This is a genomic window from Thalassospira mesophila (genome assembly GCF_002115755.1).
GTDB classification, from domain to species: domain Bacteria; phylum Pseudomonadota; class Alphaproteobacteria; order Rhodospirillales; family Thalassospiraceae; genus Thalassospira; species Thalassospira mesophila.
Window position 1 is genome coordinate 59,288 of the sequence record NZ_JFKA01000002.1, and the last position, 19,439, is coordinate 78,726.

Sequence of the window (19,439 nt, forward strand, 5' to 3'; positions counted from 1 at the left end):
CTCGATGTTTTTTGTAAGTAGTATTGACCCGATTGTCAATAATTTTGCCATTGGTTCGGGCTGTGATCAAGATAGCCCGGTGCATGACTGGAGTTAAAAAGGGGGTATTGGTTTGGTCAATTTCAAACCGTAAACCCGTACAGATCCCATTCAGCCTGGGTCACTTCAAGCGCCATGCGTTCGTATTCGGCCCGTTTAATCGCCCCAAAGGCGGTATGCAGGCAATCGCCCAGCGCATGGCGGGCGAAGGTGGATTGATCGAACCGGTCAATCGCTTCAAGCCAGCTGCGCGGCAGGTCGGTCGGGTTTTTGAGGGCATTCATTTCATCGATGCAGGGTGCGCCCGGATCGGCCCTGGTTTCAATGCCGTCAAGGGCGGCGGCAAGGGTAACGGTGGCGACCAGATAGGGGTTGGCATCGACCCCGGCCACACGATGTTCAAAATGGCGGGTTTTGCCAGGATGGCCGGGGACCCGAATGGCGACATTGCGGTTTTCAACGCCCCAGTCATGGGATGCGGGCGAATAAACGCTGGAGGCAAAGCGCCGCCAGCTGTTCATAAACGGGGCGAGAACCAGCATTGTTTCGCCCACCGTTTGGCGCAGCCCGCCAATGGCGTTGAGCATCAGGGGGCTTAACGAACCGTCCTTCTGGTCGGCAAACAGGTTGTTGCCGTTTTCATCGGCCAGCGACAGGTGCAAGTGCATGCCAGACCCGGCTTCATTGCCAAAGGGTTTGGGCATAAAGCAGGCCTCGATCCCGAAACGCCGGGCACAGGTGCGGATCAGGCGTTTGGCAATGATCACGTCATCGGCGGCATGAAGCAGATCGCGATAGCGAATGGTCAGTTCGTATTGGCCCGGTGCATATTCGGAAATCAACGTTTCCAGTGTCAGTCCCAAATGGCTTGCCCCCTCGTAAATCGCATCAAACAGGGGCGACATTTCGTCGAGTTCATCAACCGACATGGTGTTGCGCTGGCCGCTGCGCCGTTTGGTCAGAACATAGGGGGCGGGTTGATAGCGCCCGTCGGGCAATCGTTGCGGGTCGATCAGGTAAAATTCCAGTTCAAACGCGCCCATCGGGGTAAAGCCAGCGGCCTTGGCCCGGTTGATTTGACGGACCAGCGCCGGGCGTGGTTCGCCTTCCACCGGGGTGTTGTTGTCATGATACATGGTAATCAGCATTTGCCCGCGATGGGCATGGGGCAAATAACCCAGCGTGCCGGGGATCGGCCAGCAGCGTTTGTCGCCGCCACCTTCGGTTAAAACAAGGCCGGAGGCATCAACATCAATGCCCGCCACATCCTGCCCGAACAGCGACATGGGCAGGGCGCGGCCACTGGTGAAAAGCCCTTCAAGTTCGTGGCGGCGAATGGTTTTGCCGCGACCAATGCCGTGGCAGTCGGTCAGAAACACATCAATGGCCTGCACATCGGGATATTTTTCCAGAAATGCCAAGGCTTCGGCAAGGTTGGCACCGGTTGGAGCAATTTCTGTGTTTCTGTTCATCTTTTTAACCCTGAAAACGGCGGAAGAAATAACGGTCCTGCGGCACACCTTCGGGCAGCGGTTCGGCAATGGTGCCCGGCACATCAATTTTTTGATCCGAGGCCACAATGGCGCCCTTGATCAGGGCCAGGGGCAAGGTGTTGCCGATAAAGGAGGCGATTTTGGCATTCAGGGCCTCGTCACCGGTGCCAACATCGGAATGAACCAGCGCAACTTTGCCTTTGAACTGTTCGCAGGCCTTGGGCAGGGTTTCAAAAATGTCGCCTAAAAACAAATGGTCGTCGGCGGGGATGCATTTGGGGTGGGCGTTGATCTGGCGGTCAAACACGTAAATTTCGCGGTCGGGCATAATTTCGCGCAGATGGTCGAACGTGCGGCCATTGCCAAGACCAATTTCCAGAACGATGCCTTCCAGGCCATCAATCATGACTGCGGATGCATTGAGGCAATCGCGCTGGGCTTGCAGACGGCGGATAACACTGTTGAGACGGGACATCGTTTAATTCTCCGATCGGGGCGTTTCGGGGCGGGTGGGTTTGACATCTGCATCGGTATCTACATCGGCATTGTCATCGGCTGCCGGGTAAAACACCATGCCAGGTGGCGGGTTTTGGCGGTAATGGCCCAGGCGGCTGCGCCAATCGCCCTCATGAAGTTCCAGACGGTGGCCGTCGGTATCCATGAAATAAAACGACGCGCCTTCGCTGTTGTTTGTTTTCCATTCAATCACGCCTGCCGTGCGCAGTTTTTTACACATGGCGGCGAATGTGCCGCCATCAACGCCCCACGCGATATGGGTGTAATTGGCCGCAGGCGGCGGTGCATCACGATCAAGGCTAAGACATAACCAGATATCACCCAGCACCAGATAAGCACCATCTTTCCAACGTGCCAGGGGTTTGGCCCCCAGCACATCGGTATAAAAGGCAAAGCTTGCGGTGACATCACGGGTGGCAAGGGTGATGTGGTTTAAGCCGTTGATCACGGTGCAGGGTGCTCAGGCGTCGGGGGCGGTGGCATCAAAGGCGGGGACCAGATTGCGAAAAGCATCCAGCCAGGTGACAAGGGCCGGGTATTTGGCCCGCCATGCGCCATCAAAACGGAAGTCAAGATACCCCAGCGCACAGGCAACGGCAAAATGGCCAATCGTCAAATCGCCGGTCAGGCTGGGCGGGGTGGCGGCAAGGTCATCAAGGGCGCGACGAACCTTTTCAGCCTGATAATCGACCCAATCCTGATGGCGTTTGTCTTCCGGGCGCATGCGTTTTTCGTACACTTGCAGGATCGAGGCATCGACAATGCCATCGCCCAGCGCCTGAAGGGTCAGGGCTTCCCAGCGGGCATCACTTTCGGTCGGGTGCAGGGTGCGGCCATCGGCTTTGGAATCGAGAAATTCGCAAATGACGCGCGAATCGTAATATTTACGACCGTCATCCAGGATCAGGACCGGAATTTTACCCAGCGGGTTTTGCTGGCGCAAGGTGTCGTCGGGGTTGTTGGTGTCGGCGGTTTCAATGGTCAGGGCGTTATACACGCCCAGATATTTCGCCACCATTTTGACCTTGCGACCAAAGGGCGAGGGGACAGAACTACGAACAATCATCAGATGGCCTTTCTGTGCCAGAACAATTTATTGGCGCAGTGTAAGGGTAAAAGGCGGTGCGATGAAAACCAAATTTTTAGCGATGTTTGATGCTGTCGCTCTCGGGGGTTAGCCCTGAAAACCCGAACTGGTTTCGGCTTCCTCGGGGTCGTTGCGTGACAGGGCGGCAAGGTGCAGTTCGCGCAACATGCGAACGGTAGGGCGCAGGGCAAAAAAGATACTGCCGATTAAAAACAGCCAGGTGCCAGCTTCCATTAGCGATTTGTAAAAAAACAGGATGCTGCCGATGATAAAGGCAACGGCCGCCAAAAGGTCGACGGCGGAATAAATCAGTTCATAAAGGCTGTAAATTTCGCGATGGCGGTGGGTCTGGTCAAAACGGCGGGTCCGAAACAGTTTCACGGGGAGGCTCCTGTAGAGGGAATGCGCTTTGCATTGCAACGCGGTTACCCCGTGAATGTTTCGTCAAACTGTTGATTTTATGGCATTTGCAAAATTAAGGTATGAAATTGCCGGTAATATTGAACAATATTGCCGCCTGCCTGGTTATCGCGCGCGCGGATGAGCACCGCGATAAACCGCCATTAACCGTTCGCTATCGACCGAGGTATAGCGCTGGGTTGTGGACAGCGACACATGGCCGAGCAAATCCTGAATGGTGCGCAAATCGCCGCCGCCGGCCAAAAGGTGGGTGGCAAAGCTGTGGCGCATGGCGTGCGGGGTGGCGGTTTCGGGCAGGTTGAGCAAGGCGCGAATGCGGCGCATTTCGCGCTGGGCCACCTGCGCAATCAGGCGTTTGCCGCGTGCCCCTAAAAATAACGGTTCAGCGCCGGTGGGGTTATAGGGGCAGGTGGCCAGATAATCATTGATTGCCTCGATCACCACGGGCAGGACGGGCACGAGGCGTTGCTTGTTGCCCTTGCCGGTAATAATCAGCGAGGTGCTTTGCGGGCGTTGTTCGGCATTCAGGTTCAGCGCCTCGGCAATCCGCAAGCCACAGCCATAGAGCAGGGTAAACAGCGCCAGGTTGCGTTTGGCAAGCCAGGGGTCATCCTGAAAGGCACCGGCATTGTCGATTACGGCCATGGCGTCTTCGGGCGACAGCGGTTTGGGCACCGATTGCGGCAGGCGCGGATTGCGGATGGTGGTAATGGCGGCATTTTGCCCGCGCCCGGTGCGATCAAGAAAACGGTAAAAATTGCGCAGGGTCGACAATGCCCGTGCGGTGGATGATTTGGCCATGTTCAGATCATTGCGATGGGCCAGCCAACTGCGAAAATCGCGCGGGCTTAACGACAATAAGGTCGCCAAAGCGGGCGCACCGCCACAATGCTGGTCGGTAAATGCCAGAAAGGCATAAAGATCGACCAGATAGTTTTCGGTGGTGTGGGCAGATGCCCGCCGTTCGCTGCGCAACCATTGCAGCCAGTCATCAACTGCCTTGCGGGTGTCTGCGGGCAGGGAAAGGGCGGTTAATGCGCTTGAGGGGATTATGCCGGGTTTGTCAGCCATCGACGCACACCAAATTCAATCACGGAAGACAGGAACATGATCAGATCATTGCCTTGTGCCGGGCTGAAATATCCGGGTTCGGCAACGCCAAAGGCCACCAGCCCAACCGGATCACCATAAAACGGGGCCAGACGCACAAGGGCGGCTGAATTAACGATATCGGCCTTGGGGCCAAAAATGGCTTCGTCACCCGCATGTTCGGACACCATCCACACATCGTGATCCTCGCCCAGCACCTGATCAACCGCCCCGTGGGTAAGGCGGCGGACCCGGCCACCACAGCGCGGGATCGGGTTTTCGGGATGTTCTTCAAAACAAATCGCGATGCAGTCCAGATCCAGCAGGTCAGGAAGCAGATCTTGCAGGGCTTCGACAAAGGTTTCAAAGCCGCGTGCATTCAGCAGGGCCAAAACGGCACGATGAATGCGCTGCTGGGTTTCGAGGTTGGATTTGGAAATATTGATCAGTTCGCTGGTGGCACCGCGCAAACGGTTGCTTTCGGCGCGCAGGCGTTCGACCACATATTGCTGCATATCGGCAACGCCAGAGCCATGATGACGCACCGGCATTTCCAGACTGTCGAGAAGTTCGTGGCGATGTTTGAAAAAATCTGGGTTGTCCGCAAGATATGTTGCGATGTCTTCGGCGTGCAAAGCAGTTTGTTCCATTGGTCCCGGCAATCTGTTGTCATATTAAAAAACCCGGCTGCCAGAATGGAGGCAACCGGGTTAAATGCTGATTAAGGACGGCGCAAAAACGCCTTAAAGAATCGACTGGCCGGTTTTCTGCCAATCGGCCAGGAAGGTTTCCAGGCCTTTTTCGGTCAGCGGATGTTTAAACAACTGCCCCAGAACCTGCGGCGGGATGGTGACGACATCGGCGCCAAGGCGGGCCGAATCGACAACATGCTGCGGGCCACGGGCGGATGCGACCAGCACTTCGGTTTCCCAGTTCGGGTAGTTGTTGTAAACTTCAACAATATCGGCAATCAGCTGTATGCCGTCGCTGGAGATATCGTCAAGGCGGCCAACGAAGGGCGATACAAAGGTGGCGCCGGCTTTGGCAGCCAGAATGGCCTGACCAACCGAGAAGCACAGCGTGACGTTGGTTTTGATACCTTCATCGGTGAAGGTACGGCAGGCTTTGAGCCCATCGGGTGTCAGCGGCAATTTAACGACCACATTGTCGGCAATCGCGGCAAGCTTGCGGCCTTCGGCGATCATGGTGTCATAATCGGTGGCGGCAACTTCGGCGCTAACCGGGCCGTCAATGACGTCGCAAATTTCCTTGATCAGGTCGATAAACGGGCGGCCAGCCTTGGCAACCAGCGACGGATTGGTGGTGACGCCGTCTACCAGGCCAGATTTGGCGAGTTCGCGGATGGCGTCGATGTCGGCGGTGTCGATGAAGAACTTCATTGTAATTCCTGCTGATGAAGACCGTTGTTCGATGACGCAGATTACTGCTATTGGCTGTGGGACCGTTTCGTGCCGGGTAACCGGACCGCGAACGGTTCGGATCACGCCAGCCTATCGTGACGGGGTTTATAATATATGTGCGCCGCAAAGGCCATAACGGGAAATCTGTTTGAACGCCGCACTGTTTCGGTGCTGCCCCCCCTGCCTTTGGCGGGGCCGTATGACTATGTCGTTCCCGACGGCCTTGATATTGAACCAGGTGATTTTGTCGAAATTCCGCTAGGACGTCAAACCCAGCGTGGTGTTGTGTGGGGTGATGCCAGGGGCGATGTCGACCCGGCCAAGCTGCGCGAGATCTATGGCGTGCTGCCAGTGCCGCCGATGGGCGCGGTTGCGCGCCGGTTTATCGACTGGGTTTCGGCCTACACATTAAGTCCGCAAGGTGCAGTTTTACGCATGGGCATGAGTGTGGTTGACGCCCTTGATGCGCCAAAACCGGTTTTTCGCTTTGGTTTGGCGCGGGGCATTACCGAGTCGGATCACGCCGTTCGCCTGACACCGGCGCGAAAACGCATTCTTGGATTTTTGCGCGATCATCCCTTCATGGATCAGGCCGATATCCTGCGCGAAAGCGGCACCGGGCCCAGCGTGCTAAAAGGGCTGGTTGATGCCGGGCTGGTCAAGCGCGAGCAAATGGCACCGCCATCGCCGTTCAGTCCCCCGGATTTGACAATCGGTCGCCCTGATCTGTCGCCAGATCAGGAAACGGCAGCCGATTTTTTGTGTGAAAAGGTCGAAGCCAGCCGATTTTCAACGATATTGATTGATGGTGTGACCGGGTCGGGCAAGACCGAGGTTTATTTCGAAGCCGTTCGGATGGCTTTGTCGCTGGGGCGCCAGGTCATGGTGTTGCTGCCGGAAATTGCCCTGTCGGCGCAATGGTTGCAGCGCTTTCGCGACCGGTTCGGGGTGGAACCGGCCCTGTGGCATTCCGAGGTGGGGCAGGCCCGCCGGCGCGAAACCTGGCGGGCGGTGGCCGACGGCAGTGCACAACTGGTTGTCGGCGCGCGATCGGCATTGTTTTTGCCCTATAAAAACCTGGGGCTGATCGTGGTCGATGAAGAACACGAACATGCCTTTAAACAGGAAGAAGGCGTTATTTATCATGCCCGCGATATGGCGGTGGCGCGTGGGCATCTGGGCGGGTTCCCCGTTATGCTGGCATCGGCTACCCCGTCGCTGGAAACCTTGGCCAATGTTGAAGCCGGGCGCTATGAACGGGTGGTTTTGGGGCAGCGGCACGGGGTGGCGGTTTTGCCCAGTGTCGAAATTGTCGATATCCGGGTGGATAAACCCGAACGGTTACGCTGGATTACCCCGACCCTGAAAAAACGGCTGATAGAAACATTTGCCGCCGGTGAACAGGCGATGCTGTTTTTAAACCGCCGTGGCTATGCCCCGTTAACCCTGTGCCGGGCTTGTGGGCACCGGTTTCAGTGCCCCAATTGCACGGCATGGCTGGTCGAACATCGGGCGTGGGGCAAATTGCAATGCCACCATTGCGGTTATACCGCCAAAATCCCCGATACCTGCCCGGCCTGCGGGGCCGAGGAAAAGCTCGCACCTTGTGGTCCCGGTGTGGAACGGCTGTATGAAGAAGCGATCCAGACATTTCCCGATTTAAAAATTGAAGTTGCCACATCGGATAATATCTCTGGCCCCAAGGCGGCCGCCGCTCTGGTGGACCGGGTGCATAACCACGAGGTGGATTTGCTGATCGGTACGCAAATTCTGGCCAAGGGTTATCATTTTCCCATGCTGACACTGGTGGGGGTGATCGATGCCGATCTGGGGCTGGCCGGGGGCGATTTGCGCGCGGCAGAACGCAGTTATCAGTTATTAACCCAGGTTGCAGGGCGCGCCGGGCGCGGGGAACGCCCCGGTACGGTATTGTTGCAAACAGCCGACCCCACCAACCGCGTGATCAAGGCGATTGCCGCAGGCGACCGCGATGCGTTTGATCAGGTCGAGCTTTCAGAACGGATGAAATACGGCATGCCGCCGCATGGGCGACTGGCGGCCCTGATTGTATCGGGCAAAAAGGAAAATGAGGTTGATGAAGCCGCATGGCGCATTGGCCGGGCGGCCCCGCGCGGCGACGGGATTGTGGTTTTGGGCCCCGCCCCCGCCCCGCTTTCGCTGTTGCGCGGGCGGTTTCGGCGGCGGTTTTTGCTGCGCACCGATAAATCGGTAAAGGTGCAGGCGGTGATTCAGGAATGGCTGGCACGGGTGAAAACACCGGGCAGCGTGCGCGTACAGATCGATATTGATCCCTACAGCTTTATGTAGCGCGGGGCTTGGTCGCTTCGGGTCTTACTGGGAATAGCGCTGTTTGGGATCGTTTTGCGGACCAAGATAGCTTTCGATAATCGCCGCGATGCTGCCGTCTTGCTGCATTTTGCGGATAATGGCGTCATAGCGTTTTTGAAAGGCCTGCTTGCCGCGATAGCGCGATGCCTTGGACCAGACATTATAATAGGCGGCCTGACGAATGGGCGGGTATAAAAATAACAGTTCGTCGGCAACCCCGGCCTGGCGCGCTTCATACAGCGATGTCATATAATTAAGTGGAACAATATCAAACCGTCTGCGCAGCAGCATCGGAATCAGCAGGTTGTTTTTGGCAACGGTTTCGATATCCAGCCCGCTCTCCCAAAAAGCCGGGGTATAGGAAAAGCTGGCTGCCGCCCCGATATGCAATCCGGCCAGATCGGAAAATTCGTTAAACGAAATCCGGTCATGGTCGGCCTTGCGAATGGCGAAACGCCAGTCCAGCAGCAGGTGGGCTTCTTCGGGGTAATCGAGAAATTCTTTGCGTTCGGGCGATTGTGATAGCGACAGCACAATGTCGCTGGCCCCGCTGCGGGCATTATAAAGCAGGCGATTGCCGCTGGGGACCAGGCGGAACTCAAATTCCGAAATTTGCATTTCGGCGAGAACCGCTTTCATAATGTCGATATCGATACCGCGAATATTTGCGCCATCCTGCCATTTAAGCGGGGCTTCGCTTAAACCTTCAATGATCAGGGGACGGGCGAGCAAGGGGCCGGGCAATAGCACCAGCAGCCCGATAAACAGGCTAACGAACCGGCGGCAGACAGCTTTGCTGCCCAGCGTCATTGTGTTCTCCAGTACGTAGCGACCCCTTTTGAATAATTCTATATGAACGGAGGTCATTATCTACAAGAATTTACCAAGACAATATCGCGACCATATCACAACAATACCACAAGGGGGATGAGCATGGAAAATCAGGCGCGTATCTGTGCGTGGGCCGAACAAACATTTGGGCCGGTTGGCGACCCGGTTGCGCTGGTGGACCGGGCGATGCTGGAAATGAACGAACTGCGCGACGCCGTGAAAACGCGCGATATCGGTGAAATTGGCAAAGAAAGTGCCGATGTGGTGATTTTGCTGCATCGGCTGGTGGCGCAATTCGGGCTGGATTTGCATCACGAAACCGATGCCAAAATGACCATCAACCGAAACCGCACATGGCAGGTCAAGGGCGATGGCACCGGATCGCATGTTTGACATGCGGTGGCGTCTTTCTCCGGGGTGCGTTGTTGCCAGATTGCAGGAATCCGCAGGCATTGATGCTGATTTGGGCGGGGTGGTGCCTGCCAGGCTGGCCGACCCTGTTTGGTGACGAACGAGCGGCTTTATTTTCGTCTAAAAAAAGAATCGACCAAAGGTTCTTGTGCGTGGATACTTTTTCCCGTTCGGGTTGGGCTTCTTGTGTGCTGGTTCACAGTTGCGTCCCGGTTGAACGGGCGGGGCGGCATAATTTTGCCTGAATCTTCAAGATTCGCGATGTTTTTACAAGGTGCAGGGCAAAAAAGGGCCGTTTCCGTGGGGGCAGGTAAGCTGTGCCAAGGCGCAAAAAGCCGCGATTTTTCAAGGATGGTGGCCCTACATCGCAGACAGTAGCCAAACTCGACACAATTGCGGTTGCGCGGGGGTTGCTCCTTTCTGGGACATGTGCTACCAAACGCTCGCTTCCCGGAGGGCTATCTCTTCGGGGGATCATTTTTTTATATGTATCCGAGTCGTTCTCATAACCAGAATTGAGGGCTTTCACCGGTGTCCCAAAATACTGCCGCGACCGGGCTGCAAGGGCGTTACGCCACCGCACTGTTTGAGTTGGCCAATTCGGCTGACCAGCTTGATGTGGTTAAAAGCGATCTTGAATTGCTCGACCAGGCCATCGTCGAAAGCGATGATCTGCGTAATGTGCTCCGTAGTCCCGTGATTTCCCGGGATGTGCAGGCCAATGCTATGGCAGCCCTTCTTGATAAATTCGGGGTTTCCGAATTGACCAAGAAAACGGTTGGCCTTCTGTGTCATAAACGGCGCCTGTTCGTCCTGCCGGGCGTAATCAAAGCCTACCTTTCCATGCTCTCCGCGCATCGTGGTGAAGTAACCGCACAGGTGACTTCTGCTGCCGCGTTAAGTGAAGAGCAGATCGAAGCCGTAACCGGCACTCTTAAGGAAGTCGTCGGTGCCACTGTCAAGGTGGACCTGAATGTCGACCCGGCGGTTCTTGGCGGCCTTGTCGTCAAGGTCGGTTCCCGGGTTTTTGATGCCTCGCTTCGTACCAAATTGCAGAAGCTCGAGCTCGCTATGAAAGGGGTTGCGTGATGGAAATCCGCGCCGCGGAGATCTCCGCTATTCTCAAGGATCAGATTGCCAATTTTGGCGCTGAAGCCGAAGTGGCCGAAGTCGGTCAGGTTCTTTCTGTTGGTGACGGTATTGCCCGTGTTCATGGCCTTGACAATGTTCAGGCTGGTGAGCTGGTAGACTTTCCCGGCGGGATCAAGGGCATGGCCCTGAACCTTGAAGAAGACAATGTCGGTATCGTTATTTTCGGTTCTGACCGCACGATTAAAGAAGGCGACCAGGTCAAGCGTACCGGTTCCATCGTTGACGTGCCGGTTGGCAAGGAACTGCTGGGCCGCGTCGTTGACGCGCTGGGCAATCCGATTGACGGCAAGGGCGATGTTAAAACCACCCAGCGCCGTCTTGCCGATGTTAAGGCACCGGGCATTATCCCGCGTAAATCGGTTCACGAACCTGTTCAGACCGGCATCAAGTCAATTGACTCGCTGATCCCGATCGGGCGTGGCCAGCGCGAGCTGATCATTGGTGACCGTCAGACCGGTAAAACCGCGATCATCATCGACACCATTTTGAACCAGAAGCCGGTAAACGATGCCGCTGCTTCAGACAGCGACAAGATGTTCTGCATCTATGTTGCGATCGGTCAGAAACGCTCGACCGTAGCCCAGGTTGTCAAGGTTCTTGAAGAACGCGGTGCGATGGAAAACACCATTATTGTTGCCGCGACCGCTTCTGATCCGGCACCGATGCAGTTCCTGGCGCCGTTTGTTGCATGTGCCATGGGCGAATATTTCCGTGACAATGGCATGCATGCCACCATCTTTTATGATGATTTGACCAAACAGGCTGTTGCCTATCGTCAGATGTCCCTGCTGCTTCGCCGTCCCCCGGGACGTGAAGCATTCCCGGGCGACGTTTTCTATCTGCACTCCCGTCTTCTGGAACGTGCGGCGAAAATGAATGACGATCATGGTGCTGGTTCGCTGACCGCTTTGCCGGTTATTGAAACCCAGGGTAACGACGTGTCGGCCTTTATTCCGACCAACGTTATTTCGATCACCGATGGTCAGATTTTCCTTGAAACCGATCTGTTCTACAAGGGCGTTCGCCCGGCTGTGAACGTTGGTTTGTCGGTTTCGCGTGTGGGGTCTTCAGCCCAGATCAAGGCAATGAAACAGGTTGCCGGTTCGATCAAGCTGGAACTTGCCCAGTATCGTGAAATGGAATCTTTTGCCCAGTTCGCATCGGATCTTGATCCGGCCACCCAGAAGCTTCTGGCACGCGGCGCGCGTCTGACCGAGCTGCTCAAGCAGCCGCAGTACTCGCCGTTGAAGATTGAAGAACAGGTCGTCGTGATCTATGCCGGTGTTAAGGGCTATCTTGACGGCATCGCCATCTCGAAAATCCGCGCTTTTGAAGAACAGTTCCTTTCGGATATCGGTTCGTCTGGCGCAGATATTCTTGATGCGATCCGCACCGAGAAGGTTCTGTCGGCTGATACCGAAGCTAAACTGAAAGCTTTCCTCGACAAGTTCGCGAAAACCTTCGCGTAAAAGTCTGAACTTTAGGCGAAGGAGGAAACGCAATGGCTAGTTTAAAGGACTTGCGCTCGCGCATTGCCAGCGTCAAATCGACGAAGAAAATTACTTCGGCGATGAAGATGGTGGCCGCGTCCAAGCTCCGTCGCTCGCAGGATGCTGCTGAAGCAGCCCGTCCCTATGCAGATCGCATGGGGACGATGCTGGGTCGGCTTGCTACTGCGGTTGGTAGCACGCAAGGGGCACCGAAACTTCTGGCCGGGACCGGCAAAGACAACGTGCATCTGCTTGTTGTCTTTACTGCCGATCGTGGTTTGTGCGGCGGTTTCAATGCTTCTATTGTCAAGGCTGCGCGCAACAAGATCCGTGCGCTGAAAGCCCAGGGCAAGACAGTTAAAATCATTTGTGTTGGTCGTAAGGGGGCAGATGCCCTCAAGCGCGAACATGGTGATGCGATTGTGGCGCGCTATACCGGTATCGAAGGCAAAAGGGGGATTAACTTCTCCGAGGCGACTTCGGTAGCTGACAAAATTCTGGAGCTGTTCGAAGCAGGTGATTTCGACGTTTGCACGGTATTTTACAACAAATTCGTGTCGGCGATTTCACAGATTGTGACCGAACAGCAACTGGTTCCCTTTGCAGCGGAAGCTGTGGAAGACGAACCGGAAACTGCCGGAAATGGTGCTTCTGCGGTTTACGAATATGAACCGTCCGAAGAAGCCATCCTGGCAGATTTGCTGCCGCGTAATGTCGGTGTCCAGATTTTCGGAGCGATGCTGGAAAGCAGTGCTTCCGAGCACGGTGCGCGAATGTCCGCTATGGATAACGCAACCCGCAATGCCGGCGACATGATCGACCGACTGAGCATCCAGTACAACCGCTCACGTCAGGCGCAGATCACCAACGAACTGATTGAAATCATTTCCGGCGCCGAGGCTTTGTAAGCGGGTCGCAGGAACTAACGGATAGATTTGTCCGAGCAGGAGACAATACCTATGGCGAACAAGAAGGCGGGGAAAATTTCCCAGGTAATGGGCGCCGTCGTCGACGTTAAATTCGACGGCGAACTGCCGCCCATTCTGAACGCGCTGACTGTTGACAACAACGGCCAGCGTCTGGTTCTCGAAGTTGCACAGCATCTTGGTGAAAGTGCTGTCCGTACGATTGCTATGGACACCACCGAAGGTCTGCGCCGTGGTCAGGAAGTCGTCGATACCGGCGATGCGATCCTGGTTCCGGTCGGACCGGAAACCCTTGGCCGTATCCTTAACGTCATCGGCGAGCCGGTTGACGAACGGGGCCCGGTCAATGCCAAGATGAAGTTGCCGATCCACCGCGAAGCACCGTCTTTCGTGGATCAGTCGACCGAAACCGAAATTCTTGTTACGGGCATCAAGGTCATCGACCTGATCGCACCGTACACCAAGGGTGGTAAAATTGGTCTGTTCGGTGGTGCGGGCGTGGGTAAAACCGTTCTCATCATGGAATTGATCAACAACGTGGCCAAAGGCCATGGTGGTTATTCGGTTTTTGCCGGTGTGGGTGAACGTACCCGTGAAGGCAACGATCTGTATCACGAAATGATGGACTCGGGCGTTATCAACCTTGAAGGCACGTCAAAGGCCGCACTTGTGTACGGCCAGATGAACGAGCCCCCCGGAGCCCGTGCCCGTGTTGCTTTGACCGGTCTGACCCTCGCGGAATATTTCCGTGATGAAGAAGGCCAGGACGTGTTGTTCTTCGTTGATAACATTTTCCGCTTCACCCAGGCGGGTTCGGAAGTGTCAGCTCTTCTCGGTCGTATTCCGTCAGCTGTGGGTTATCAGCCGACGCTGGCAACCGACATGGGCGCGCTTCAGGAACGTATTACCTCGACCAAAAAAGGTTCTATTACCTCGGTCCAGGCCATTTACGTCCCTGCCGATGACTTGACCGACCCGGCACCGGCAACTTCGTTTGCTCACCTTGATGCGACCACAACCCTGAACCGTCAGATTGCCGAACTTGGCATCTATCCGGCTGTGGATCCGCTTGACTCGACCTCGCGTGCGCTTGATCCGAGTGTCGTTGGTGACTTGCACTATAAAACGGCCCGTGAAGTGCAGCGTGTTTTGCAGACCTATAAAGGTCTTCAGGACATCATCGCAATTCTCGGCATGGACGAACTGTCGGAAGAAGACAAACTGGTCGTGGCACGTGCCCGTAAAATCCAGCGTTTCCTGTCACAGCCGTTCCACGTTGCAGAAGTGTTTACCGGTACGCCGGGCGTGTTCGTTCAGCTTGAAGACACCCTCAAGGCATTCGCCGCTATCTGCGATGGTGAATATGACCACATGCCCGAACAGGCATTCTACATGGTCGGCACCATCGAAGAAGCTATCGAAAAAGCCAAGAAGATGGCCGAAGCTGCCTAAGGCAGTTTCGGTCCCCCTCCGGGTAAGGAGCGAGGACTGTCATGACTGATACGACTGTACTGGAACTTGTTTCACCGTCTGCCCTGCTCAAATCCGAGCCGGTCGAGATGGTTGTTGTTCCGGGCACGGAAGGGAACTTTGGTGTGCTGCCCAAGCACGCACCGCTGATCTCGACCATCCGTCCGGGCGTCATTGACATCTATAAAGGTGGTTCGGTTTCAGAACGCATTTTTGTGGCTGGTGGTGTTGCCGAGGTTAACCCCGAGCGCTGCACCATTCTGGCAGAAGAAGCAATTCCTGTTGCCGACATCAAAGCCGACGTCGCGCAAGCCCGTCTGGAAGCAGCCAAGGCTGCTTTCGACGCCGCAAAATCGACCCACGAAAAGGTGAATGCCGAACGTGAAGTCGCGATTGCCGCCGCGCAGATTGCCGCTTTGACCAACTGATCTGACAGAAATGTCACGGTAAAAGGGCCGCTATCCCATTCGGATAGCGGCCCTTTTTGTTTGTTTGCCCACGGTATTTGCCAGATAACCGTTCTTGTGCGGTTAATGCCATTGGCTGGGGTAGCTTGGATGCCAGATTACCGGCCCGGGGCATCCGCCTGCAAACCGACAAGCCGTTGGCGGGCTTTGGTTCACTGCCCGCCCCATATCCGTATGGCAGACCAGAATTAACGGCTGGTTATTGGCTCAAACCCTCGTCACCGTCCGCCGAAAAGGCGATGTCCTTTTGGGCCTCAAGGGCGTGCAGGCGTTCGGTTAACGCCGCGTGGACGGAATGATAGGCTGTGCTGCCCAGTGTGACCCGGACCGGGGCCGGTTTAACATCGACGGAATTAATCATGGCCTGTGCCGTTTTTACAGCATCACCTTTAATCGCAAAATCGCCGTTGGCAATGGCGTTACGCACCTGGTGGGCGGCGGTATGCTTATAAGCATCCATCGGTGCCGGGCTGATTAAGCCCGCGCCAAAGCGGGTGCGGGTGGGGCCAGGTTCGATGATCGTAAATTCAATGCCAAAGGTCGATACTTCCTGACGGACGGCCTCGACAAAGCCTTCAATTCCCCATTTGGTGGTGTGATACAGGCTGAAATTCGGATAAGAGATTTGCCCGCCTTCGGAGGATACCTGTAAAATGCGCCCGTGTTTTTGCGCGCGCAAATGGGGCAGGGCGGCGCGGATAACCTGAATGGATCCGATGATATTGGTGTTGATCTGATGAATGATCTGGTCGTCGGTCAGTTCTTCGGCGGCACCAAACAGGCCATAACCCGCGTTGTTGACAATGACATCAATCGGCCGAAGGGCAAATGCCTGGTCAATGACATCGCGAACTTGCGCCGTATCGGTAACATCAAGCTGCATCACGCAAAGCTGTTTGCCATATTGCGCGGCCAGATGGGACAAAGCATCGGCTTTGCGGACTGTTGCGATAACCGTGTCGCCGTGTTGGAGCAGAATTTTGGTCATTTCCAGACCAAGGCCGGAAGATGTGCCAGTAATAAACCATGTGCGGGTCATGCGTGCCTCGTAGGTTGGGGGAACATGAAGCGACTATAGATTTTTGCTTTAATGGGGCTATGCTAAATAATTGGCATGACTTGATGGTAAAAACCCATGAATTACATCCCCAGCCTGAATGATTTGAAAGCCTTTGCCTGCATTGCGGCCTGGCAAAGTTTTCGCAAGGCCGCCGACGAGCTGGGGGTGGCCCCCTCAACGCTCAGTCATGTTATTCGCACGTTGGAAGAAAATATGGGGGTGCGGTTGTTTCATCGCACCACGCGCAGTGTTGCCCTGACCCAAGCGGGCGAAAAGCTGTTGTCGCGTTTGCAGCCAGTGTTGCGCGATCTGGATTTTGCCCTTGAGGAAGTTAACAGCTTTCGCACCCGACCCAGCGGGATGTTGCGGCTCAACACCAACGAAATTGCCGCATCCATGCTGCTTGACGATGTGGTGCCGGCCTTTTTGGCGCAATATCCCGATATGTCGCTGGATCTGGTCACAGACGGGCGGCTGGTGGATATTGTGGCCGAGGGGTTTGATGCCGGCATCCGGTTGGGTGAAGCCATTCCGCAAGACATGATCGCCGTGCGCTTTGGCGCAGACGCCCGGTTTGTTGCTGTCGCCGCCCCGGATTATTTTAACGGTCGGACGGTGCCGCAAAGCCCGGAAGATTTAAAACAGCATTTATGCATCCGGTGTCGTTTACCCAGCGGCAAACCGTATCATTGGGAATTTGAACGTCATGGTCAGGAAATAAACATTGATGTGCCCGGCAGCCTGACGCTGGATCATCCCGGTATGATGGCAAAGGCAGCGATTGCCGGGCTTGGCATTGCCTATGTTCCCCAGCATTGCGTAACCGATGCGTTAACCGACGGGCGTTTGAGGACGGTGCTGGATGACTGGTGCCCGCCAATTGCCGGGCTGTTTTTGTATTATCCCGGCCATCGCCATGTGCCGTCGGGCTTGCGGGCGTTTATTGATGTGATGAAGGCGACGGCGCGATTTTAAGGCGCGGCACGGGTCGATAAAACGGAGGCGGCAAAACGGGTATGTACGGAACTGCCAAACATATACAGTGCTGCCGGGCACCGGGGGTGCGGCGATGATATTGCCTTGGGATTGCAGGCTGTTAGTGAGAGGGCGTTAGAGCCGTATCAAGCCAGAAGGTTTCGATCATTTTCATCAGATCGATAAACTCAACCACATCGACCGGTTTGCGCAAATAACAATTGGCCCCGGCCGCATAACACAAATCAACATCGCGTTCGGCGCCAGAGGTGGTCAGCACGATCACCGGAATGCTGGCACATACCGGGTCGCTGCGAATATCACGCAGCATTTCGCGGCCATCCTTGCGCGGCATGTTCAGGTCCAGCAATATCAGTTTGGGGCGCGGCGCATTACGGTACTGTCCGTCTTGCTGCAGAAACTGAAGGGCGGTAATGCCGTCTTTGACATGGTGGAGGTTCACCGGACGGGAAAATTCTTTTAAGGCTTCTTCAACAAGCCTTGCATCGCCCGGGTTATCTTCAATCAGCAATAAATGGCTGGCCGTCTTTACCGCTGACATCTCCACCAAGCTCCATTATTCTTAAGGACAGGGGTGGCACCCCAGTTAGCTAGCATCATACTAAACTTGATTATAGCATTCCTGACTGTTTATAGATGACTGGTTTTTGATTGTCGTTTTCAATTTAGCTTTTTACGGGCAAAAACCGACATTTTTTCGATTTTTCGGGCTGATTCGCCGGAACAAATCCAATAAAGGGCGATTTTTTTCGCTAACAGGTTCCAAACAGGCCAAATTTTTGGTTTGCAACCGGACATTTTAGAACCGCCTTAATGGAGTCGCGATAAAGTCGTTTTATGCGACGCCAAAGGATAGCATTTCCGGTCCGGGTTATTGGGTTGCAATTCCCGCCTGGCCCGCGATGACAGCAAGCTGGTCAAGGGCGGTTTTATCGTCCTTAAGGGCTGTTTGGGCTTGCTGATAGCTTTCCTGTGCCTTGTCTTTCATCCCCATCACCATATAGGCGCGCATCAGGCGGGCCCAGCCATCGGGGTCTTGCGGGTTTTCGGCCAGCTTCGATGCCAGACGCCCGACCATGCCTTCAATCATTTGCCGGCGTTCTTCGGGGGTAAGGTCGGCGGCGGCTTTCATGTCTTGCTGGCTGGGGCCGACATTACCTGCAATGGCGGGGCCATTGGCGGTGGTGGCCGGTTTTAAACGCCCGGTAATATCAATGCCTTCGGCTTGGGCGGTTTGCTGAATTTGGCGCACCACCATCGGCGCCCATGATGCATCGGCCGGGGCCGAATTGGCCAGTGTGATCCAGCGTTCGATGGCAGCTTTGGCGTGGCCTTGCTGCAAATCGGCAACACCAAGATAAAACCCGATGCGCGGATTATCATTGCCCGATTTGGCAGCTTCTTCCAGGGCACCACGGGCCGGGGCGGTAACCTGCCCGTCGCTGGCGCGAATGATGGCTTCGGCATACATCGCCAGATAGGCCCCGTCACGATTGGAAAGTTTGACGGCTTCCAGAAAGGCGGTCTGGGCTTCTTGCGGGCGGTTGAGTGCCAGCAGGCTGTTGCCCAGCAATTCCCAGTTTTGCAGGTTTTCGGGGTTTGCGATCAGTTTGTTGGAAAGGTCAGCAACGGCATTGCGAAGCGCACGGTCGCGGTCCTGATTATGGTTCTGGGCATTGCGCGCGGCCATTATTTCATCGGTGCGTTGGGCAATGGGCCGGTCGGGCAGGGTCGGGTGGCCAATATCAAGATACAATCCCAGTCCTGCGATAATGCCGATCAAAATCAGGGCAACGGCGACCGGGCGGGTATATGTGCCACTGGTTTTGCCAATGCGCCGTGCTGCACGTGCCTGAATACGCTGATCGGTGGCAAGAATGCGGCGTTGCACTTCGGTCCGGGCGGCCTCGGCCTGTTCGGCGTTTAAAACACCGCGGTCAATGTCGCGGGTAATTTCGGATAACTGGTCGCGATAGACCGTTAAATCGCGTTGCAATTCATCCTGATCGACCAGTTCGGCAGTATGGGCCGCTGCCATTTGCGCGGCACTTTGCGGGCCCGTGATCGACTGGCCATCGTCGGAGGTGCCAGCATCGGGGGTGCCAGCATCGGGGGTGGCAGGGGCGGTTTCGGGGCTGCCCGTTAAAAGCGGCCACAGGACATACCCTGCAACAGCAACGGTAACGAGGGCAAAAACAATCCAGACAGTCATCAGTAGGGGT

The 19,439-nt window shown here is 55.6% G+C and carries 19 protein-coding genes and 1 pseudogene; 8 read left to right on the top strand and 12 right to left on the bottom strand.

Annotated elements, in window-relative coordinates:
• Window positions 1–122: 122 nt before the first annotated feature.
• The 8 genes and pseudogenes from TMES_RS04630 to fsa form a co-directional block, all read right to left on the bottom strand.
• Window positions 123–1,511 carry a glutamine synthetase family protein gene (locus tag TMES_RS04630; protein WP_085580015.1) on the bottom strand — a complete coding sequence of 463 codons (1,389 nt, stop codon included), beginning with the start codon at window positions 1,509–1,511 and terminating at the stop codon, window positions 123–125.
• Window positions 1,512–1,515: 4 nt separating this feature from the next.
• A complete protein-coding gene (locus TMES_RS04635; protein WP_085580017.1) occupies window positions 1,516–2,007 on the bottom strand; it encodes a class I SAM-dependent methyltransferase in 492 nt (163 codons plus the stop codon).
• Window positions 2,008–2,097: 90 nt separating this feature from the next.
• Window positions 2,098–2,496, bottom strand: a pseudogene (locus TMES_RS04640) (VOC family protein); the annotation flags it as partial.
• Window positions 2,497–2,508: 12 nt separating this feature from the next.
• The gene (locus TMES_RS04645) at window positions 2,509–3,114 is read right to left on the bottom strand and encodes a glutathione S-transferase family protein (RefSeq protein ID WP_085580021.1); all 606 of its coding nucleotides are present in this window, start codon (window positions 3,112–3,114) and stop codon (window positions 2,509–2,511) included.
• 108 nt (window positions 3,115–3,222) lie between these two features.
• Complete coding sequence (locus TMES_RS04650) at window positions 3,223–3,516, bottom strand: YrhK family protein (RefSeq protein ID WP_085580023.1); 294 nt, start codon at window positions 3,514–3,516, stop codon at window positions 3,223–3,225.
• A 144-nt stretch (window positions 3,517–3,660) separates the two neighbouring features.
• On the bottom strand, window positions 3,661–4,626 hold the full coding sequence (locus TMES_RS04655) for a tyrosine recombinase XerC (RefSeq protein ID WP_143589539.1): 966 nt from the start codon (window positions 4,624–4,626) through the stop codon (window positions 3,661–3,663).
• Complete coding sequence (locus TMES_RS04660) at window positions 4,605–5,294, bottom strand: DUF484 family protein (RefSeq protein WP_085580025.1); 690 nt, start codon at window positions 5,292–5,294, stop codon at window positions 4,605–4,607. Before TMES_RS04660 ends, TMES_RS04655 begins: the two co-directional genes overlap by 22 nt.
• Before the next feature lie 93 nt (window positions 5,295–5,387).
• Complete coding sequence (gene fsa / locus TMES_RS04665) at window positions 5,388–6,044, bottom strand: fructose-6-phosphate aldolase (protein WP_085580027.1); 657 nt, start codon at window positions 6,042–6,044, stop codon at window positions 5,388–5,390.
• A gap of 135 nt (window positions 6,045–6,179) precedes the next feature.
• On the opposite strand from fsa, the gene TMES_RS04670 reads away from it, so the two are divergent.
• Window positions 6,180–8,393 carry a primosomal protein N' gene (locus TMES_RS04670; RefSeq protein ID WP_085580029.1) on the top strand — a complete coding sequence of 738 codons (2,214 nt, stop codon included), beginning with the start codon at window positions 6,180–6,182 and terminating at the stop codon, window positions 8,391–8,393.
• A gap of 24 nt (window positions 8,394–8,417) precedes the next feature.
• Here the strand turns inward: TMES_RS04670 and TMES_RS04675 are convergent, their stop codons facing one another.
• On the bottom strand, window positions 8,418–9,224 hold the full coding sequence (locus tag TMES_RS04675) for a substrate-binding periplasmic protein (RefSeq protein ID WP_085580031.1): 807 nt from the start codon (window positions 9,222–9,224) through the stop codon (window positions 8,418–8,420).
• 123 nt (window positions 9,225–9,347) lie between these two features.
• On the opposite strand from TMES_RS04675, the gene TMES_RS04680 reads away from it, so the two are divergent.
• The 6 genes from TMES_RS04680 to atpC all read left to right on the top strand — a co-directional run bounded on the left by TMES_RS04680 (window position 9,348) and on the right by atpC (window position 15,122).
• The gene (locus TMES_RS04680; protein WP_085580033.1) at window positions 9,348–9,638 is read left to right on the top strand and encodes a nucleoside triphosphate pyrophosphohydrolase family protein; all 291 of its coding nucleotides are present in this window, start codon (window positions 9,348–9,350) and stop codon (window positions 9,636–9,638) included.
• A gap of 549 nt (window positions 9,639–10,187) precedes the next feature.
• Entirely contained in the window at window positions 10,188–10,745 is a 558-nt protein-coding gene (locus TMES_RS04685) for a F0F1 ATP synthase subunit delta (RefSeq protein WP_085580035.1), read from the top strand.
• Window positions 10,745–12,277, top strand: coding sequence for a F0F1 ATP synthase subunit alpha (atpA, locus tag TMES_RS04690; protein WP_085580037.1), 1,533 nt, complete (start codon window positions 10,745–10,747; stop codon window positions 12,275–12,277). The genes TMES_RS04685 and atpA overlap by 1 nt, the downstream gene beginning before the upstream one ends.
• A 32-nt stretch (window positions 12,278–12,309) precedes the next feature.
• Entirely contained in the window at window positions 12,310–13,206 is an 897-nt protein-coding gene (locus TMES_RS04695; RefSeq protein WP_085580039.1) for a F0F1 ATP synthase subunit gamma, read from the top strand.
• A 51-nt stretch (window positions 13,207–13,257) separates the two neighbouring features.
• Window positions 13,258–14,676 (top strand): F0F1 ATP synthase subunit beta, encoded by a 1,419-nt coding sequence (atpD, locus tag TMES_RS04700; RefSeq protein ID WP_085580041.1) that lies wholly within the window; start codon window positions 13,258–13,260, stop codon window positions 14,674–14,676.
• Window positions 14,677–14,717: 41 nt separating this feature from the next.
• Window positions 14,718–15,122 (top strand): ATP synthase F1 subunit epsilon, encoded by a 405-nt coding sequence (atpC, locus tag TMES_RS04705; RefSeq protein WP_085580043.1) that lies wholly within the window; start codon window positions 14,718–14,720, stop codon window positions 15,120–15,122.
• 238 nt (window positions 15,123–15,360) lie between these two features.
• Here the strand turns inward: atpC and TMES_RS04710 are convergent, their stop codons facing one another.
• Window positions 15,361–16,200, bottom strand: a complete 840-nt coding sequence (locus tag TMES_RS04710) for an SDR family oxidoreductase (protein WP_085580045.1) — start codon at window positions 16,198–16,200, stop codon at window positions 15,361–15,363.
• A gap of 96 nt (window positions 16,201–16,296) precedes the next feature.
• Here TMES_RS04710 and TMES_RS04715 point away from each other — a divergent pair, with 96 nt between their 5' ends.
• A complete protein-coding gene (locus TMES_RS04715) occupies window positions 16,297–17,196 on the top strand; it encodes a LysR family transcriptional regulator (RefSeq protein ID WP_085580047.1) in 900 nt (299 codons plus the stop codon).
• Between the two features lie 121 nt (window positions 17,197–17,317).
• On the opposite strand, the gene TMES_RS04720 is transcribed toward TMES_RS04715, so the two are convergent.
• Together TMES_RS04720 and ccmI are read right to left on the bottom strand one after the other, a co-directional pair.
• Window positions 17,318–17,758, bottom strand: a complete 441-nt coding sequence (locus TMES_RS04720) for a response regulator (RefSeq protein WP_085580049.1) — start codon at window positions 17,756–17,758, stop codon at window positions 17,318–17,320.
• A gap of 330 nt (window positions 17,759–18,088) precedes the next feature.
• The gene (gene ccmI / locus TMES_RS04725) at window positions 18,089–19,429 is read right to left on the bottom strand and encodes a c-type cytochrome biogenesis protein CcmI (RefSeq protein WP_085580051.1); all 1,341 of its coding nucleotides are present in this window, start codon (window positions 19,427–19,429) and stop codon (window positions 18,089–18,091) included.
• Between the last annotated feature and the right edge of the window lie 10 nt (window positions 19,430–19,439).

Excerpts from the sequence above, each read along its gene's own strand:
- TMES_RS04660 (WP_085580025.1), bottom strand. The coding sequence starts at position 5,294 with ATGGAACAAACTGCTTTGCACGCCGAAGACATCGCAACATATCTTGCG.
- TMES_RS04710 (WP_085580045.1), bottom strand. The coding sequence starts at position 16,200 with ATGACCCGCACATGGTTTATTACTGGCACATCTTCCGGCCTTGGTCTG.
- TMES_RS04715 (WP_085580047.1), top strand. The coding sequence starts at position 16,297 with ATGAATTACATCCCCAGCCTGAATGATTTGAAAGCCTTTGCCTGCATT.
- fsa (WP_085580027.1), bottom strand. The coding sequence starts at position 6,044 with ATGAAGTTCTTCATCGACACCGCCGACATCGACGCCATCCGCGAACTC.
- TMES_RS04635 (WP_085580017.1), bottom strand. The coding sequence starts at position 2,007 with ATGTCCCGTCTCAACAGTGTTATCCGCCGTCTGCAAGCCCAGCGCGAT.
- TMES_RS04720 (WP_085580049.1), bottom strand. The coding sequence starts at position 17,758 with ATGTCAGCGGTAAAGACGGCCAGCCATTTATTGCTGATTGAAGATAAC.
- atpC (WP_085580043.1), top strand. The coding sequence starts at position 14,718 with ATGACTGATACGACTGTACTGGAACTTGTTTCACCGTCTGCCCTGCTC.
- TMES_RS04630 (WP_085580015.1), bottom strand. The coding sequence starts at position 1,511 with ATGAACAGAAACACAGAAATTGCTCCAACCGGTGCCAACCTTGCCGAA.
- atpA (WP_085580037.1), top strand. The coding sequence starts at position 10,745 with ATGGAAATCCGCGCCGCGGAGATCTCCGCTATTCTCAAGGATCAGATT.
- TMES_RS04680 (WP_085580033.1), top strand. The coding sequence starts at position 9,348 with ATGGAAAATCAGGCGCGTATCTGTGCGTGGGCCGAACAAACATTTGGG.
- TMES_RS04655 (WP_143589539.1), bottom strand. The coding sequence starts at position 4,626 with ATGGCTGACAAACCCGGCATAATCCCCTCAAGCGCATTAACCGCCCTT.
- TMES_RS04675 (WP_085580031.1), bottom strand. The coding sequence starts at position 9,224 with ATGACGCTGGGCAGCAAAGCTGTCTGCCGCCGGTTCGTTAGCCTGTTT.
- atpD (WP_085580041.1), top strand. The coding sequence starts at position 13,258 with ATGGCGAACAAGAAGGCGGGGAAAATTTCCCAGGTAATGGGCGCCGTC.
- TMES_RS04645 (WP_085580021.1), bottom strand. The coding sequence starts at position 3,114 with ATGATTGTTCGTAGTTCTGTCCCCTCGCCCTTTGGTCGCAAGGTCAAA.
- TMES_RS04670 (WP_085580029.1), top strand. The coding sequence starts at position 6,180 with ATGTGCGCCGCAAAGGCCATAACGGGAAATCTGTTTGAACGCCGCACT.
- ccmI (WP_085580051.1), bottom strand. The coding sequence starts at position 19,429 with ATGACTGTCTGGATTGTTTTTGCCCTCGTTACCGTTGCTGTTGCAGGG.
- TMES_RS04695 (WP_085580039.1), top strand. The coding sequence starts at position 12,310 with ATGGCTAGTTTAAAGGACTTGCGCTCGCGCATTGCCAGCGTCAAATCG.